This window comes from Mesobacillus sp. QJM3NY_10 (assembly GCF_056173465.1).
Map to the genome: position 1 here is coordinate 2,556,288 of NZ_CM149675.1, position 15,334 is coordinate 2,571,621.

A 15,334-nucleotide genomic window follows, 5' to 3' on the forward strand; every position below is an offset into this window, starting at 1 on the left:
CCCGATGATTTGTCCGAACTTGGGTCACCTTCGGACAAAACGTGCTGTTACTCCCGCTGATTTGTCCGAACTTGGGTCACCTTCGGACAAAAAGTACCGTCCCACTCGCTGATTTGTCCGAACATGGGTCACCTTCGACAAAACGTGCTGTTACTCCCGTGGATTTGTCCGAACATGGATCACCTTCGGACAAAGCGTGCCGTCATTCTCGAGGATTTGTCCGAACTTGGGTCACCTTCAGACAAATAGTTACGTCCCGCTCGCTGATATGGATGAACATGGTTCTCCCTCGTCCAAAATCTGAGCCAGGATTCTAAATATCAAATACAGATCACTTTTAAAGCAGACATACATAAAAAATGCCAGGGAGTCACTGCCCTGGCATTCAAACATGCTTATTTCTCAAACAAACGCGGCAATTCTTCGCTGTAGTTTCCTCGCATGATCCCTTTTTCTGTAATGATTGCGGTAATTAAGTGATGTGGTGTGACATCAAAGGCTGGATTGAAAACCTTAACTCCTTCAGGTGCTGTGGATTTTCCGAAACCAGCAGTGATTTCCTCTGCTGCTCGTTCCTCTATCGGTATTTCATCACCTGTTTTTGTTTCAAGATCAATTGTCGATAGTGGCGCGGCGACATAGAACGGGATGTCGTGTGCTTTTGCTAATAAAGCGACGCCATATGTTCCAATTTTATTGGCTACGTCTCCGTTGGCTGCAACACGGTCACAACCTACAATGACTGCTTGTACCTTTCCCTGTTGCATGACCATGGCCGCCATGCTGTCAGTAATGAGGGTAACATCGATGCCAGCCTGCATTAATTCCCAGGCCGTCAGACGCGCTCCCTGCAGCAATGGACGGGTTTCATCAGCAAACACCTTGATATCCATTCCTCGTTCCTTAGCCAAATAAATTGGTGCGAGCGCAGTTCCATACCTTGCTGTGGCAATTCCTCCAGCGTTGCAATGCGTTAAAACGGTCATACCATCTTCGAATAAGGTCAAAGCATTCTCACCAATGGAACTGCAGACATTCTCATCCTCCTGGCGAATCACGTGTGCTTCCTGTTCCAACAGCCTTTTAATTTCAACTACAGGCTCACTGCTTGATTGCTTTGCACTAGAATCCATTCTTTTCAATGCCCAGAATAAATTGACTGCCGTTGGGCGAGATGTAGCAAGATAATCTGCTTTCTCTTTGAAGAATTCATAAAATGTATCGAAATCATCTTCAGGGGCATTCTTGATTCCCAGAACGAGCCCGTAAGCAGCGGCAATGCCAATCGCTGGGGCGCCCCTTACTTTAAGCTGTTTAATCGCATCCCACACATCTTCAATATTGTTGATTTCCAGGAACTCAGTAACCTGGGGAAGTTTAGTTTGATCTAAAATATAAAGTTTTTCACCGTCATATTTTACAGACTGTAAAAATGTTTCTTCCATGGTGATCCTCCTTCTGGCTTTTAAGACAATTCTGAAACTAAATATCATTTTATCAATTATAAGCCCCAGAGCAAGTGAAAAATATAGTTATGGACATTTTTTACCCTTCAACAAGGAAAAAGACACCGAACAAAAAGCGCAAGCGCCTTGTTCAGCCCCGACAAGCGCTGCCCGCCTTAAAACGCCACGTCCTGTGGCTGGCGGGTCTAGCACATCGTGTGCCACGGAGGGCCGCCCAATGAAGTCGTTCTTTGACTTCAATGGGCGGATCGAAGCGACTCAAGGGGCTAGGCGCTGGAACTGGTTTAAGAAAACCACATGAAGTTATCCACCCACACCTAAATAATTTTATAATTTCCTGGTTAACAATTAGAAAAGCAGCGCCATTGACGCTGCTCTCACTGTTTACCGCTATAATAGTATGGCGGCACTCTTAGCCAGCCCTTTTCCTGCATAAGCGTTTTGAAAGTCAAAGAAAAAGTTACTTTCATCATATGGTATTTCGCAAATAGATAACCTACATCCGATCTTACTGATTCGGTAATGCCCCTTGTTGCAGACGTGATTCCTACTACGAGATTGTAAGCGATCAAATTGGCGATTTCCTCATCATTCATCCTGGCCCCTTCAGGAAGTGCTTTGAATTCACCGACGACCTTTTCCGCTCCTACATCAGGCAAAGGAATTCCTTCATCCATGAAAAACTGTGTCAATTCCTTGATCATCGGCCTGTGAACATTTTCAATGATATCCGAAATTTTTTCTTTGAGATCAGGGTCAAGCGCTAAATTATATGCGTGCTGATCGTACCTAAGGGTTTGTTCCGTCCCATGGAGATAAAACCATAGATTCATTACTTCCCCAACATGCAAAGGCTTTTTGTCTCCGTCCATAAAAGGACCGAAAGCATCCTTCATCACTTCAAAAAGATTCAAAGCAGGACACCTTCCTTTCTGCAACAGAATTTGGGGTTATTATTAGATTTATAAAGCTTTTCTATTCATAAAAATTATCGGATAAACCGAGACCTTGTTTGACCAAATCAATAAAATTTCTTGCCGGTCTGGAAAGGTGATGCTGCTTTAGCCAGATTAACCCAACAGATGATACCATCTCGGCATCTGAAATATTCCGGGTGAAAAGATTCGAGTGCCCGTATGATTGAAAAACAGATTCAGGGACTATCGTTGAACCAATCCCGGAGGAAACCATTTGTATCAGAACATTCATATCTGAGCATTCACATATGACCTGAAGCGGAAGCTGGGCTTTTGTAAAAGCATCATGGATTATATTGTAACTTCCAAGTCCCTCTGTAGAAGGTAGAATTAACGGATAATTGCTTATTTCTTCTATTGATATCTCGTCTTTCCCCTTTTGCCTGCAAACGAAAACAAATGATTCATTGTATAAAGGAAGGTAATTAAGATCTTGATTAGCCAATGGAAGCCTGACCAGTCCCAGTTCAATTGTTCGATTTTTTACAAGTTCAGCCAAGTAGGCAGAGTCATTTTGTACAATCCGCAAGTAGACAAGCGGAAAGGATGTGTGAAATGCTTCCAGCCATTCAGGGAATTCTGGCACAGATAGAGTGTTGATGCCGACCGATAAATTTCCCTTCCTCCCTTCATCCGTCTCTTGAAGTTCATTTTTCACTTCCTCAAAAGCATGGACAATATTAAGTGCATGTCTATATAGCAGTTGACCCTTATCAGTCAATTCAAGCTTTTTTCCATGCCGCTCAATCAGCATCACTCCTAGTTCTTCTTCCATTTGTTTTAATTGAAGGCTTAATGGCGGCTGTGACATATGAAGTCTATGTGCTGCAGCTGTTATATTCTTTTCTTCGGCGATTGCGATAAAATATCGCATTTGTCTAATATCCATAAAAACTCCTTCTATTTAAAAAAGATATGATTTTAATACAAATTATATATTTTAAATATACCTAAGGTCTATGGTACGATATTTTCATTCGTTTCAAAACGGAAAATTTATCTGTAAAAGAGAGAGGAGAAAATAATGGATAAATTATTTCAATTAAAGGCACATGGTACAACGTTTGGAAGAGAGTTATCTGCTGGTCTTATTTCCTATATAACAGTTGTATATATAATTATTGTCAACGCAACAATATTAGCAGCAGCAGGCATCCCACTCGAAGCAGGAATCATCGCCACGATTCTCACAGTGTTTGCGGGCTGTTTGCTCATGGGATTCTGGAGTAACACTCCAATTCTAGTGATTCCGGGTATGGGATTAAATGCGATGTTTACATATACAATTGTGCAATCCGGCGGTTTTACATGGCAAGAAGCTCTTGCGATGGTTTTCGTTTCGGGTATCCTGTTCATGTTTTTAGCCTTCACTCCGCTGGCGAAGACAATCATCGCATCCATTCCAGATTCATTGAAAGAAGCAATTACAGTCGGTATAGGAATACTATTGATTTTAATTGGTTTCGATAATAGCGGAATTATTACAAGCTCGGAGCATACCCTGCTAGAAATCGGGGATTTAAGCAGCTCAACTGCACTCATCACATTAATTGGTCTAATCGTCACAGTTGTCTTATTTATTAAAAATATTCCAGGCAATCTATTGCTGAGCATTGTATTCACGTCTGTACTTTCTCTTATTTTCGGTAATTTTGGAAGTGGCGGAGTTTCGTGGAGCATACCGGCAATTGGTGAGTACACATCTGTTTTTGGGCAGCTGTCGTTTGCCCAGGCAGGTAATTTTGTTTTCTGGCTGACAGCCTTTTCTCTTGCAATGGTCGTTATTTTTGAAAACATCGGTCTGATCCATGGCCATACAAAAATGCTTAACCAGACTCAAAAAAGCAAGAAGGCACTTCAAGCTAATTCGATTTCAGTTGCCACCGCAGGTATTTTCGGCACGAGCCCAACAGTATCATCTGTAGAAAGTGCTGCAGGGATAGCGGCTGGCGGCAGAACTGGTTTAACCAGTATTACTACAGGTGTCCTGTTCCTGGCGTCGATTGTACTAATTCCTGTCATAAAAGTCGTACCTGAAAGTGCGGTATCACCGGTATTAATTTTAATAGGAATATTGATGCTTCAAAATATAACGAACATCAAGCTTGATGATTTAATGGAAAGCTTCCCAGCACTTCTGATTATTGTGTTGATTCCATTAACCTACAGCATTGCAGATGGTATGGCGATTGGTTTTATCCTTTATCCGCTCTTAAAGCTACTGATGGGAAAAGGCCGAGAAATCCAGCCTGCACTTTATATGATTGCATTGCTGTTCCTTGGTAACTTCGTGCTGCAGTATGCACTATAAGAGCTACGGAAATGATCTGTGGAATTTTATGAGTACCTCAAAGATGTTACATGCCTTAAATAATAAATAGACCAGAGAAAAGGACGCCAGTGTAAATTATACTGCCGTCCTTTTCTCTTTGGTCGTTGTGTTTTAAAACGAAATTGCCGTTTCACAATAAAATGATCCATTAAAAATTAGTTGAAGATTACTCAGTCGGACTGCTTCACACTAAGTACAGTGATCGTAACCAAGATGACCATCATTCCAATAAGTTGAATGGTGGTCAAATGATCACCGATGATCAGAACGCCAAATAATGAAGCTGTAACCGGCTCTACCATAGCAACCATTGAAGCAGTTGTTGGGGCAGTCCTACGAATGCCAATCACATAAAATATAAATGAAATTCCAGCACCCACGATACCTAATAGAAGGAACCATCCTATGTCGCTTGACGTTACCACAGCAACAGCTTCATCTTTGTCTGCAAAAAGAAAAAGGATGAGACATAATGAAAAGAATGCGATGGTTAACGTGGTCTGCGGCTTCCCGATAGAAGAGGCATTTTTAAACCCGAAGATAAACAATGCATAGGAAAGACCAGCAGTTAGCCCCGCTGTCACTCCTAGAAAACTCACTGAAACCGATTCGGTGTTGTAGGCACCTGTAAGAAGGGTAATTCCTATAAGTACACCTGCAATGCATCCCCATTTAAACCAAGTTGAACGTTCTATTCGCAACAAAAAAGATATTAATAGGACGAAGACAGGCGCCGTGTACATTAGAGTAGCAGCAACAGCAATGCTTGAGGCTTGGATACTTACAAAATAAAAAGTGAAATTTCCAGCAACGCCAACACCCGCCAATAAGGACCATATGTATAAGCGAGTAGATAAGGTCCAATTTTGTCTAAAGCGAAAGAGAAACCAGGCAAAAAAACATATAAATCCAACAGCCCCTCGATATAGTGAAATCACAATAGGATCCCAGCCTCTGGTCATTAAAATATCGGCAATTCCTCCACTAATGCCCCAGAATATTGCCGCCAGTATAACTAAGCCTACCCCTGCAAATTTCATGTTGTGCCCCCCTTATGAAAAGTATGGGTTTGAATTTTGTGATCCCGCGCCATTATTCATGAATATTTAAAAAACACACAATTCTCGTTAAGACCTCACCATCAATATATGTTTTAAAAAAGGTATTAACGATAATTCCCTTGTTTTCGTACCTAAAACCTGCTGACATCTTTAAGGCTTGTGAATGAGATAGTTTATATGTGGGTGCAAAAAAAATAAACATAAAATGGCGTGTCAAAACTGATTCCAGTTTACACGCCATTTTTATGTTTATAGATAAGGCACCAAAAAAACAGGCAGGTTTTAATTTGCTTTTTTGAGAATATATGAGGATGGGTTTGTATGAACGTTTGGAATGAACTTTGCCGCTTCCTGCAACAAATGGATTTGGGCAGCCTGTGCCTGGTCAACTGTCCCCATGCCATACATCTTCAAGGACTTCTCAAGTACAAGCATCGATTCTTGACCGTTTACATAGTAGAGACTCTCACCTGTCCGAGGGTAATAGGATTCAAGGGGCTTTGTATTGGATATGACATGATACTGTGCTTCCCCTTTTTGAGAGTACCCTGCGACCACTGCTTCAAAGGGCTGTCCATCCTCCATGAGTATGGAACTCTTGATTGATGACTGGATTGATTCTGCCAATTCTTTAAGACTCATTCCTTGATTAACGAGAATTTCAGCAGCACTTGCGGCCATCATGGCATATTCCTCATCACATGAGAAAGCAATGAAGGCTGTATTTGGTATTAATTCTTTAAACCTGATATCATCGATTATCTGATGAGTTCCCAAATCGGTAACCAATGAAATAAAATCCTCTCTTGCAACTATTGATACTAGGCCCATAGAAAACACTCCTTATGTTCCATCTATCTTAAACATACCTTTTTGCCAGCAAATATCAATAAGAGAAGTTGTCGATACATTGGAAGTTTTCGCGAATTTTGTAAGATCAGTAAGTTAGGAGCACTCCTCACTGTTAAATAATCGAGGAAACTGTATTTAATAGTCATTTCTTAATTAATATTTTCACTAAACAATAGCATAACCTGGCGAAAACAGCTTTCCATATCAAGCTGGAATTTGACAGGTTGAGCTCCATCAGGTGAAAGCTTACTAGATTAACCCATTATCTTGACAGGTTTGTTGAGCTCTTCAGGCAAAAAGCGGTCATGATTAACCCATTATCTTGACAGGTTCAGCCACTTCAGGTGAAAAGCTGTCATGATTAACCCTTTATCTTGACAGGTTCGAGCCCTTCAGGTGATAAGCTGTCATGATTAACCCTTTATCTTGACAGGTTCGAGCCCTTCAGGTGATAAGCTGTCATGATTAACCCTTTATCTTGACAGGTTTAGCCTTTTCAGGCGATAAGCTGTCATGATTAAGCCGTTATTTTGACAGGTTCAGCTCCTTCAGGTGATAAGCTGTCATGATTAACCCTTTATCTTGACAGGTTCAGCCCCTTCAGGTGATAAGCTGTCATGATTAACCCTTTATCTTGACAGGTTCAGCTCCATCAACCGAAAAGCTGTCATGATTAAGCCGGAATTCTGACAGCTTCAGCTCCCTCAACCGAAAAGCTGTCAAGATCGACCCGATGTTCTAACTGAACTAATTACAAATAAAGGCAGCACTACAATACACCAAAAACCCCCTGGTCCGCATAATGGCCAGGGGGTTCAGTTTAATTATTTACGCTTTTAATTTATCACGAAGAACCATTTGCAGGATTCCGCCGTGACGGTAGTAGTCGATTTCGACTTCTGAATCGAAACGTACAAGAGCTTCGAAAGTCTTCTTGTTGCCGTCTTCGTCAGTAGCTGTCACAGTGATGATGTCGCGTGGGCGAACCTTTTCATCAATCTGGACGTCGAATGATTCTCTTCCTGTCAGGCCAAGAGTTTCTGCGTTTTCACCAGCTTTGAATTGAAGTGGCAGTACGCCCATCAATACAAGGTTTGAACGGTGGATACGCTCAAAGCTTTCAGCGATAACAGTCTTGATTCCTAATAGGTTAGTACCCTTCGCAGCCCAGTCACGGGAAGATCCCATGCCATAATCTTTGCCTGCGATAACCATAAGGCCAGTGCCTTGCTCTTTGTACTTCATGCAAGCATCAAAGATAGCCATGACTTCGTTCGTTGGCCAGTAAGTTGTGAAACCGCCTTCTGTGCCAGGAGCGATTTGGTTCTTGATACGGATGTTTGCGAATGTTCCGCGCATCATAACTTCGTGATTACCACGGCGTGAGCCGTATGAGTTGAAGTCACGAGGTTCTACACCCTTTTCACGCAGGTATTTTCCAGCTGGTGTATCTTTGCCGATCGCACCTGCAGGAGAAATATGGTCAGTGGTTACAGAATCACCGAACTTACCAACAATACGCAAGTTGTTCAATGGAGCAACTTCCCCAGCCTCTGGAGTTAAACCTTCAAAGAATGGTGGGTTTGCGATATAAGTTGAATCTTCATCAAATGTATAAAGCGGATCGCTGTTTGTTTGGATCTCGTTCCACTTTTCATTATCAGTGAACACAGTTTCATACTCTCTGCGGAATAGCTCTGGAGTTACAACTCGGTGTACGACTTCGTTCACTTCTTCAGTTGATGGCCAGATATCTTTGAAGAATACATCGTTTCCATCTTTGTCTTTACCGATAGGGTCATTCTGAAGATCGACGTCCACTGTTCCTGCAAGGGCATATGCAACAACCAATGGCGGTGAAGCCAGGTAGTTTGCTTTTACGAGCGGGTGGATACGTCCTTCGAAGTTACGGTTACCGGAAAGGACAGAAGTAACGAGAAGGTCGCTTTCAGCTACAGACTTTTCGATTTCCGGCTTTAATGGACCAGAGTTACCGATACATGTCGTACAGCCATAACCTACAAGGTTGAAGCCGAGTGTTTCCAGGTAAGGCAGCAATTCTGAATCACGAAGGTATCCAGTAACAACCTTGGAACCAGGAGCCAATGAAGTCTTAACGAACTTAGGAACTTCCATTCCAAGCTCAACAGCTTTCTTGGCAACAAGGCCTGCGCCTACAAGTACGTATGGGTTAGATGTATTTGTACAGCTAGTGATCGCGGCAATTGCGATTGCACCAGTCTTCATTGTAGTTTTGTCACCATTAGCGAACTCAACAACAGCTTCTTTTTCGATTTCTTTCTTGTCTAAGCCAAATCCCTGGTTTCCTGCAGGTGCAGTCAATGCTTCCTTGAAGGACTTTTGCATCTCTGATAGCGGGATCAAGTCCTGTGGACGCTTAGGGCCGGAAAGGTTAGCTTCGATTTCTGAAAGGTTGATTTCTACAACATCTGTATAAACTGGCTCTAATGCAGGATCGAAGAATAATCCGTTCTCCTTGCAGTATGCCTCAACCACTTTAATGTGATCTTCTGTGCGTCCAGTTAAACGCATGTAATCCAATGCTTCTCCGTCAACTGGGAAGAATCCGCAAGTTGCGCCGTATTCTGGTGCCATGTTGGCAACTGTCGCACGGTCTGCAAGTGGAAGTGTAACGACGCCAGGTCCGAAGAACTCGACGAATTTGCCAACAACGCCTTTACTGCGAAGAACCTGAGTCACTTTAAGTGCAAGGTCAGTTGCAGTAGCACCGTTTGGCATATCTCCTACTAATTTTACACCTACTACTTCTGGAACTGGGAAGTATGAAGGCTGGCCAAGCATTCCAGCTTCTGCTTCGATACCGCCTACGCCCCATCCTAGAACACCAATACCATTGATCATTGTAGTATGTGAGTCAGTACCTACCAATGAATCAGGGAAAGTTTCAAATTCGCCATCTGCGTTTTCTACAGCGTGGACAACGTTTGCAAGGTACTCAAGGTTAACCTGGTGCACGATACCTGTTGCTGGTGGAACAGCACGGTAGTTATCGAATGCTTTCTGTGCCCAGCTTAAGAACTGGTAACGTTCAGCATTACGTTCGAATTCAAGTTCCATATTTACATTTAGTGCATCTGGAGTTCCGTATTTATCAACCTGTACTGAGTGGTCAATAACTAGATCAACCGGCTTTTCAGGATTGATTTTTTGCGGGTCTCCACCCATGTCTGCCATTGCTTTTCTAAGTGATGCAAGGTCAACGACTGCTGGTACACCAGTGAAGTCCTGGAGAATGACACGTGAAGGCTTGAAAGGCACATCCACTTCTTTAACTTCGCTAGTTCCCCATTTTGCTAGATTTTCAACGTGCTCTTTTGTAATTACAAAGCCATCATGCTGGCGAAGTACGGATTCAAGCAAAACCTTCACGGAGTAAGGTAGTTTTGATACATTGCCGATTCCAGCCTTTTCTAATGCTGCCAGGCTATAGTAATGATAGCGTTTCCCGTCAACTTCAAATGAACTACGGGCGTTAAAAACATCTTGATTTGACATATGTTTACCCCCTTCTTTTACGTAAACATCATAAACTAAATAAAAGTAATTGTCGAAAAGTTTGAATCTTGTATTCCATCCTAACTTTTCTCACAATTTCATATTAATATAACCTTGTGTATAAGTAAATAACAAGAAAGTTATTGTGGTTGATAAGTTTTTCTTATTATAAAAATTGTAAACACGATTAAAACAATCTTAATGGGATTTTATCAAACAAAAAATCCATCCCCTTTCTACGCCAACTTGAATAAAAACTATTTCACAAAAATGAAAAAGATGGATTTTGTAATGGGTTGTGGGAAAAAATATGGCAGATGGAGGTGAATTCTGTGGTAAAAAGAAAATCAAATCATGTCATCCCTGGAGCGAATGCAGCTAAAGCTCAAGGTAATGGAGCTGGGTATAACGAGGAAATGGCAAATGAGCCATTATCAGAACTGGAAAAGCAAAACAATAAGAAGAGGAAAAAGAATCAATAAGAAACAAAAAGCGGAAGGCCTACCTTCCGCTTTTCCTATTATTCCATATTTACCTCAGTTACAATGCTCTGCAAATCCTGCTGGAACCTCTCAAGCTGTTCCCGTTGGTGTTCAGATGCGTTTTCGAGGGCATTTTCAATTTGCTGGTATGCTTCATTCACTTCATTTTTAAGATGTTTTAGCTGATGTCCATAGCTTGCGCTGTCACGTACGATTTCTGAGTATAGTCCTTGCGCGTCTTCGAATCCTTGCTGTGCTGCCTGAAAGGCTTGCTGTTTATCTTTATGATAAGGCATATGTGATTTCCTCCTGGTGTATTAAATCTTTACCGTTAAATTGCTCAGTTATAAGTAATTTATTCAGTATAATTTCGGTGGAAAATCTAATCCTAAAGTCAGGAGGGATGAGCAATGAATAAAAATGATTCCAAAGATATGCGTAAGAATGCTCCGAAGGGCGATCAAGACAGCCAGCCTGCTCCATTAAGCGGATCAAAGAAAGTGAAAAACCGTAACCATACTCGCCAAAAACATAACTCACACCACGATATGTAAAAGAGGCGAAAGTGAATTGCCGCCGTAAATAAGCTTGAATTTTTTTAAAAAAGGCAGGGCTGCCAATAAAAATGGCAGCCCTCTTTCTAAAATTGTTTAAACGCATTCAGTAGAATTTTGCCTTCTTCGGCTGTAACGGTCCTAAGATCAACATAAACTTCTTCCTTTTGGATCCGAACAACGATTGCCGGGGAATGTTCCGTTCGGAGCTTTCTGGCAATATGTTCAGCACTGACCTCCGGATGACTGATCGAGACTAGATACGTGGGCAGCTGAACATCGGGCATCGTCCCTCCGCCAACCTGGCTAGTTCCTTCTGCCAAAACTGCTTTTAGCCCACCTTCAAAGGAATTAATGTCATCCGCAAAACGCTCAGTCCTGACTCTCAGTTCTTCAAGAGGAACAAGCAAGTCTCTTAGTGTCGGGATATCGAGTAACCCCTGCTCACCCCTTATATAATCCATCAAAGTCCCCTCTAGCGCCGCGAGTGTCATTTTATCTACTCGAACGACTCTTGCCAGCTGGTGTTTTTTCAGCTTATCAATCAGTGCTCTCTTCCCTGCGATGATCCCAGCCTGTGGACCGCCAAGGAGCTTGTCTCCGCTGAAAGAAACAATATCTGCACCCATTTTCAGCACTTCTCCTACAACTGGTTCGTCACCGATTCCATGGCGGGTGAAATCATAAAGAACACCGCTCCCGAGGTCTTCGTAAAAAATGACGTGGTCGTGCTTACTTGATAGTTGGGCCAATTCCTCTGTATCGACAGTTTTCGAGAAACCATATATTTTAAAATTACTCGTATGGACCTTAAGAATCATCCCGGTATCGTCAGTGATTGCATTCTCATAGTCATATAAATGCGTTTTATTTGTTGTTCCAACTTCCACTAAATGAGCTCCGCTTTCTTCCATAATGGAGGAAATCCGAAAGGAGCCACCGATCTCAACAAGCTGCCCACGTGAAACAATGACCTCCTTGTTTTTTGCAAGTGCATTCATGATTAAATAAACTGCTGCAGCATTATTATTAACGACCATCGCTGCTTCAGCCCCAGTGACTTTTTTAACTAGGCTTTCGACATGGCTGTGCCGGGACCCGCGCTCGCCTTCTTTCAACCTATACTCAAGATTGGAATAATTCCTCGCGGTTTCTACCACATGCTTCACTGCATTCTCGCTCAATCTTGCCCTTCCAAGATTCGTATGTAAAATGGTCCCTGTAGCGTTAATGACCCTCTTCAGTGTATAGTCAAATCTCTCTGTTGCCGATGAATCAAGCAATGTAAATAGCTGGTCAACAAACAGTTGGGTACCAGGCTTTGGCCCATTCCATTTTTCGTTAACAATTTCTTTCCTTATATCATTTAATACATCTTTGATTATGTCTGTAAAACGATCAGCGTCCGCATCATGCTTCTTCATTAAATCAAAAAACCTAGTATCCTTCTGTAATTCATGTACAGCAGGAAGCTGCCTTAAAAATTGTTTCAAAATCTATCTCCCCCACAACGATTGTGCATTCATTAATTATATCATTATTGCCCAACTAAAAGTTTTTTCAAAACGGTGAACTTGAAGGAAAAATGGAAAGCGCATAAACCGTAAAATATCCCGGTAGAGAGTATAAAAAAAGCCCGGCTAATTGCCAGGGCATTAATTCATCGCTTCCATATGTTTGATCATGTCGTCTGTATCAGGAAAAACACCTGTATCCAGTTTCGAATAGATTGTCTGGCCATTTATTGTTACTTCAAAAGCTCCTTTGGAAGCTGGAATCAGCTCCATCTTCTCAATCTGGCTTCGGAAATGCGTGAATAATTCTTCCGCGAAACTCGCGGCTTTTGGTGCATAATTTCACTGCATGCAAAATTGGATGGTTACTTGAAAATTCTTCATTGCAAAATCCCCCTGTAATACTTTTTTATATGTTTTTACTGTCATTTTAGTGTAAAGCCATTGTCAGTGCAAATAATAATAGCTTAAGGATGATTTTAAAAACAAGAAAGAGTATACTTTTTTGTGGAGGTGATCAGGTTGAGTGAACACGAGAAAATCCGTTTGACATCACTATCAACAAAGGCTGGCTGAGGATGCAAAATCAGTCCCGAGGACTTGACGCAAGTTTTGCGTCTATTGCCAGCACAGGAAAATGTTCCTGAATTGCTAGTCGGACATGAGACTTCCGATGATGCAGGTGTATATAAACTTACCGACGATATCGCCCTGATCCAAACGATTGATTACTTCACCCCTGTAGTGGACGACCCATATATGTTTGGACAGATTGCAGCCGCGAATGCCCTAAGCGATGTATATGCAATGGGCGGCGAACCTAAAACAGTCCTTAATATGGTGGGATATCCGATCAAAAAGCTAGGACCGGATATGCTTGCAGAAATATTGAGAGGTGCCAGTGACAAGGTGAAGGAAGCTGGCGCAGTGACGATTGGCGGTCATTCAATTGATGACCAGGAACCTAAATTCGGCTTATCCGTGACGGGTCTGGCCCACCCTGGTGCTATTTGGAAAAATATCGGCGCAGAGCCAGGTGATTTACTTGTTCTTTCAAAACCTATCGGAGTCGGCATCATGACAACAGGAATCAAGCGCAACGCAGTAACTGCCGAACAAGAGCAAGAAGTAACGGAAACAATGGCCTTGCTGAACAAATCGGCAGCAGATGCTCTAAAGGCGTTCACCCCACATGCGGTAACGGATGTAACAGGGTTCGGACTGCTTGGACATGGGAGTGAAATCGCTCGTGGCAGCAATGTCAGTTTTGAAATTTCATTAGCTGACGTACCAGTTTTAGAAGGTACATATGAATTGGCTGCAAAAGGAATTGTGCCTGGAGGATCAAAATCCAACCATAAATGGCTGGATAACGATGTAGAGTATAAGGACATTTCTACTGAAGAGCAGTTAATACTCTGTGATGCGATCACTTCTGGAGGACTCCTCGTTTCGCTTCCTGAAAGCGAAGCCGGGCAGTACGTGGAGGCCTTAAAAAACAAAGGGGTCGTTCACGCGGCTATAGTTGGGAAGGTCACAGAAAAGAAAGATAAACTAATCTATGTAAAAAGGTGAAATCATTGAGATTTCACCTTTTCCTTTTATCTATAGCTTTACTTTTAATTTTTCCAGCATGTCAGCAGTCATACTTGGGAGATCATACTTCGCCTTGAAGCCCCACTCTTCAGCAGCAGATGATGCATCGATAGAATTCGGCCAGCTGTCTGCGATTGCCTGACGGACCGGATCGACATTATAGGATATTTCAAACCCTGGAATATGCTTCCTGATTTCTGCTGTCAGTTCCTCAGGGTCAAAGGTCATTGCTGTTACGTTGAAAGCATTTCTGTGAATCAGCTTGGAAGGGTCAGCTTCCATCAGGTCAATGATCGCCCCAAGCGCATCTGGCATATACATCATGTCCATGTAAGTGCCTTTATCAATATATGAACTGTATTTCCCATTCTTAATTGCTTCATAGTAAATTTCAACCGCATAATCAGTTGTTCCGCCGCCTGGAGGTGTCACATAAGAAATCAACCCAGGGAATCTTACTCCCCTTGTGTCTACCCCGAAACGGTGAAAATAGTAATCCGCAAGCAACTCACCGGCAACCTTGTTAACACCATACATTGTTGTTGGGCGCTGGATGGTGTCCTGAGGGGTATAGTCCTTAGGCGTATTAGGACCAAAAGCACCAATGGAACTTGGTGTGAAAAATTGCAAATTTAGTTCTCTAGCAGTTTCTAGAGCATTCATCAGGCCGCCCATGTTAAGGTTCCAGGCAAATACCGGCTTCGTTTCCGCCGTTGCAGATAGCAATGCTGCCATATGCAGGATGGTATCGACATTATATTTTTTTGCCAGTTCGACCATTTTGTTTGCGTCCATGACATCAAGGATCTCGAATGGACCGTTGGTAGCAGCTTCAGAATCAGTTTTCCTGATGTCCGTCGCAATTATATTATCCTGACCATAGATGTCGCGTAGTTTAACTGTTAATTCAGAACCAATCTGGCCAAGCGCGCCAGTTATTAAGATTTTCTTCATTATATGTAT

The 15,334-nt window shown here is 42.3% G+C and carries 13 protein-coding genes and 1 pseudogene; 4 read left to right on the forward strand and 10 right to left on the reverse strand.

The window, feature by feature from the left end; translation table 11 throughout:
• Window positions 1-395: 395 nt before the first annotated feature.
• The 3 genes from mtnA to AC0VX7_RS12865 all read right to left on the reverse strand — a co-directional run bounded on the left by mtnA (window position 396) and on the right by AC0VX7_RS12865 (window position 3,332).
• Window positions 396-1,445 (reverse strand): S-methyl-5-thioribose-1-phosphate isomerase, encoded by a 1,050-nt coding sequence (gene mtnA, locus AC0VX7_RS12855; protein WP_475424534.1) that lies wholly within the window; start codon window positions 1,443-1,445, stop codon window positions 396-398.
• Window positions 1,446-1,843: 398 nt separating this feature from the next.
• Window positions 1,844-2,380, reverse strand: a complete 537-nt coding sequence (locus AC0VX7_RS12860; protein ID WP_215035645.1) for a DUF3231 family protein — start codon at window positions 2,378-2,380, stop codon at window positions 1,844-1,846.
• 61 nt (window positions 2,381-2,441) lie between these two features.
• Window positions 2,442-3,332 (reverse strand): LysR family transcriptional regulator, encoded by an 891-nt coding sequence (locus tag AC0VX7_RS12865; protein ID WP_475424535.1) that lies wholly within the window; start codon window positions 3,330-3,332, stop codon window positions 2,442-2,444.
• A 135-nt stretch (window positions 3,333-3,467) separates the two neighbouring features.
• Here AC0VX7_RS12865 and AC0VX7_RS12870 point away from each other — a divergent pair, with 135 nt between their 5' ends.
• The gene (locus tag AC0VX7_RS12870) at window positions 3,468-4,754 is read left to right on the forward strand and encodes an NCS2 family permease (protein ID WP_475424536.1); all 1,287 of its coding nucleotides are present in this window, start codon (window positions 3,468-3,470) and stop codon (window positions 4,752-4,754) included.
• A gap of 191 nt (window positions 4,755-4,945) precedes the next feature.
• On the opposite strand, the gene AC0VX7_RS12875 is transcribed toward AC0VX7_RS12870, so the two are convergent.
• From AC0VX7_RS12875 to acnA, 3 genes are all read right to left on the reverse strand, one after another.
• The gene (locus AC0VX7_RS12875; protein WP_475424537.1) at window positions 4,946-5,815 is read right to left on the reverse strand and encodes a DMT family transporter; all 870 of its coding nucleotides are present in this window, start codon (window positions 5,813-5,815) and stop codon (window positions 4,946-4,948) included.
• Window positions 5,816-6,118: 303 nt separating this feature from the next.
• A complete protein-coding gene (locus AC0VX7_RS12880) occupies window positions 6,119-6,667 on the reverse strand; it encodes a hypothetical protein (protein ID WP_475424538.1) in 549 nt (182 codons plus the stop codon).
• Between the two features lie 849 nt (window positions 6,668-7,516).
• Complete coding sequence (gene acnA / locus AC0VX7_RS12885; protein ID WP_475424539.1) at window positions 7,517-10,225, reverse strand: aconitate hydratase AcnA; 2,709 nt, start codon at window positions 10,223-10,225, stop codon at window positions 7,517-7,519.
• 332 nt (window positions 10,226-10,557) lie between these two features.
• On the opposite strand from acnA, the gene sspO reads away from it, so the two are divergent.
• Entirely contained in the window at window positions 10,558-10,707 is a 150-nt protein-coding gene (gene sspO, locus AC0VX7_RS12890; RefSeq protein WP_475424540.1) for a small acid-soluble spore protein O, read from the forward strand.
• 38 nt (window positions 10,708-10,745) lie between these two features.
• Here sspO and AC0VX7_RS12895 read toward each other — a convergent pair whose 3' ends face one another.
• On the reverse strand, window positions 10,746-11,003 hold the full coding sequence (locus AC0VX7_RS12895) for a DUF2524 family protein (RefSeq protein WP_475424541.1): 258 nt from the start codon (window positions 11,001-11,003) through the stop codon (window positions 10,746-10,748).
• A gap of 114 nt (window positions 11,004-11,117) precedes the next feature.
• On the opposite strand from AC0VX7_RS12895, the gene AC0VX7_RS12900 reads away from it, so the two are divergent.
• A complete protein-coding gene (locus AC0VX7_RS12900) occupies window positions 11,118-11,261 on the forward strand; it encodes a small acid-soluble spore protein P (RefSeq protein ID WP_023614207.1) in 144 nt (47 codons plus the stop codon).
• A gap of 86 nt (window positions 11,262-11,347) precedes the next feature.
• Here the strand turns inward: AC0VX7_RS12900 and selA are convergent, their stop codons facing one another.
• Both selA and AC0VX7_RS12910 read right to left on the reverse strand, forming a co-directional pair.
• On the reverse strand, window positions 11,348-12,754 hold the full coding sequence (gene selA, locus AC0VX7_RS12905; protein ID WP_475424542.1) for an L-seryl-tRNA(Sec) selenium transferase: 1,407 nt from the start codon (window positions 12,752-12,754) through the stop codon (window positions 11,348-11,350).
• 162 nt (window positions 12,755-12,916) lie between these two features.
• Window positions 12,917-13,105 (reverse strand): annotated as a pseudogene (locus tag AC0VX7_RS12910) (Rdx family protein); the annotation flags it as partial.
• A gap of 192 nt (window positions 13,106-13,297) precedes the next feature.
• Here AC0VX7_RS12910 and selD point away from each other — a divergent pair.
• Window positions 13,298-14,350, forward strand: a complete 1,053-nt coding sequence (selD, locus tag AC0VX7_RS12915) for a selenide, water dikinase SelD (protein WP_475424543.1) — start codon at window positions 13,298-13,300, stop codon at window positions 14,348-14,350.
• A 30-nt stretch (window positions 14,351-14,380) separates the two neighbouring features.
• On the opposite strand, the gene AC0VX7_RS12920 is transcribed toward selD, so the two are convergent.
• Complete coding sequence (locus tag AC0VX7_RS12920; protein WP_475424544.1) at window positions 14,381-15,325, reverse strand: L-threonine 3-dehydrogenase; 945 nt, start codon at window positions 15,323-15,325, stop codon at window positions 14,381-14,383.
• Window positions 15,326-15,334: the final 9 nt, after the last annotated feature.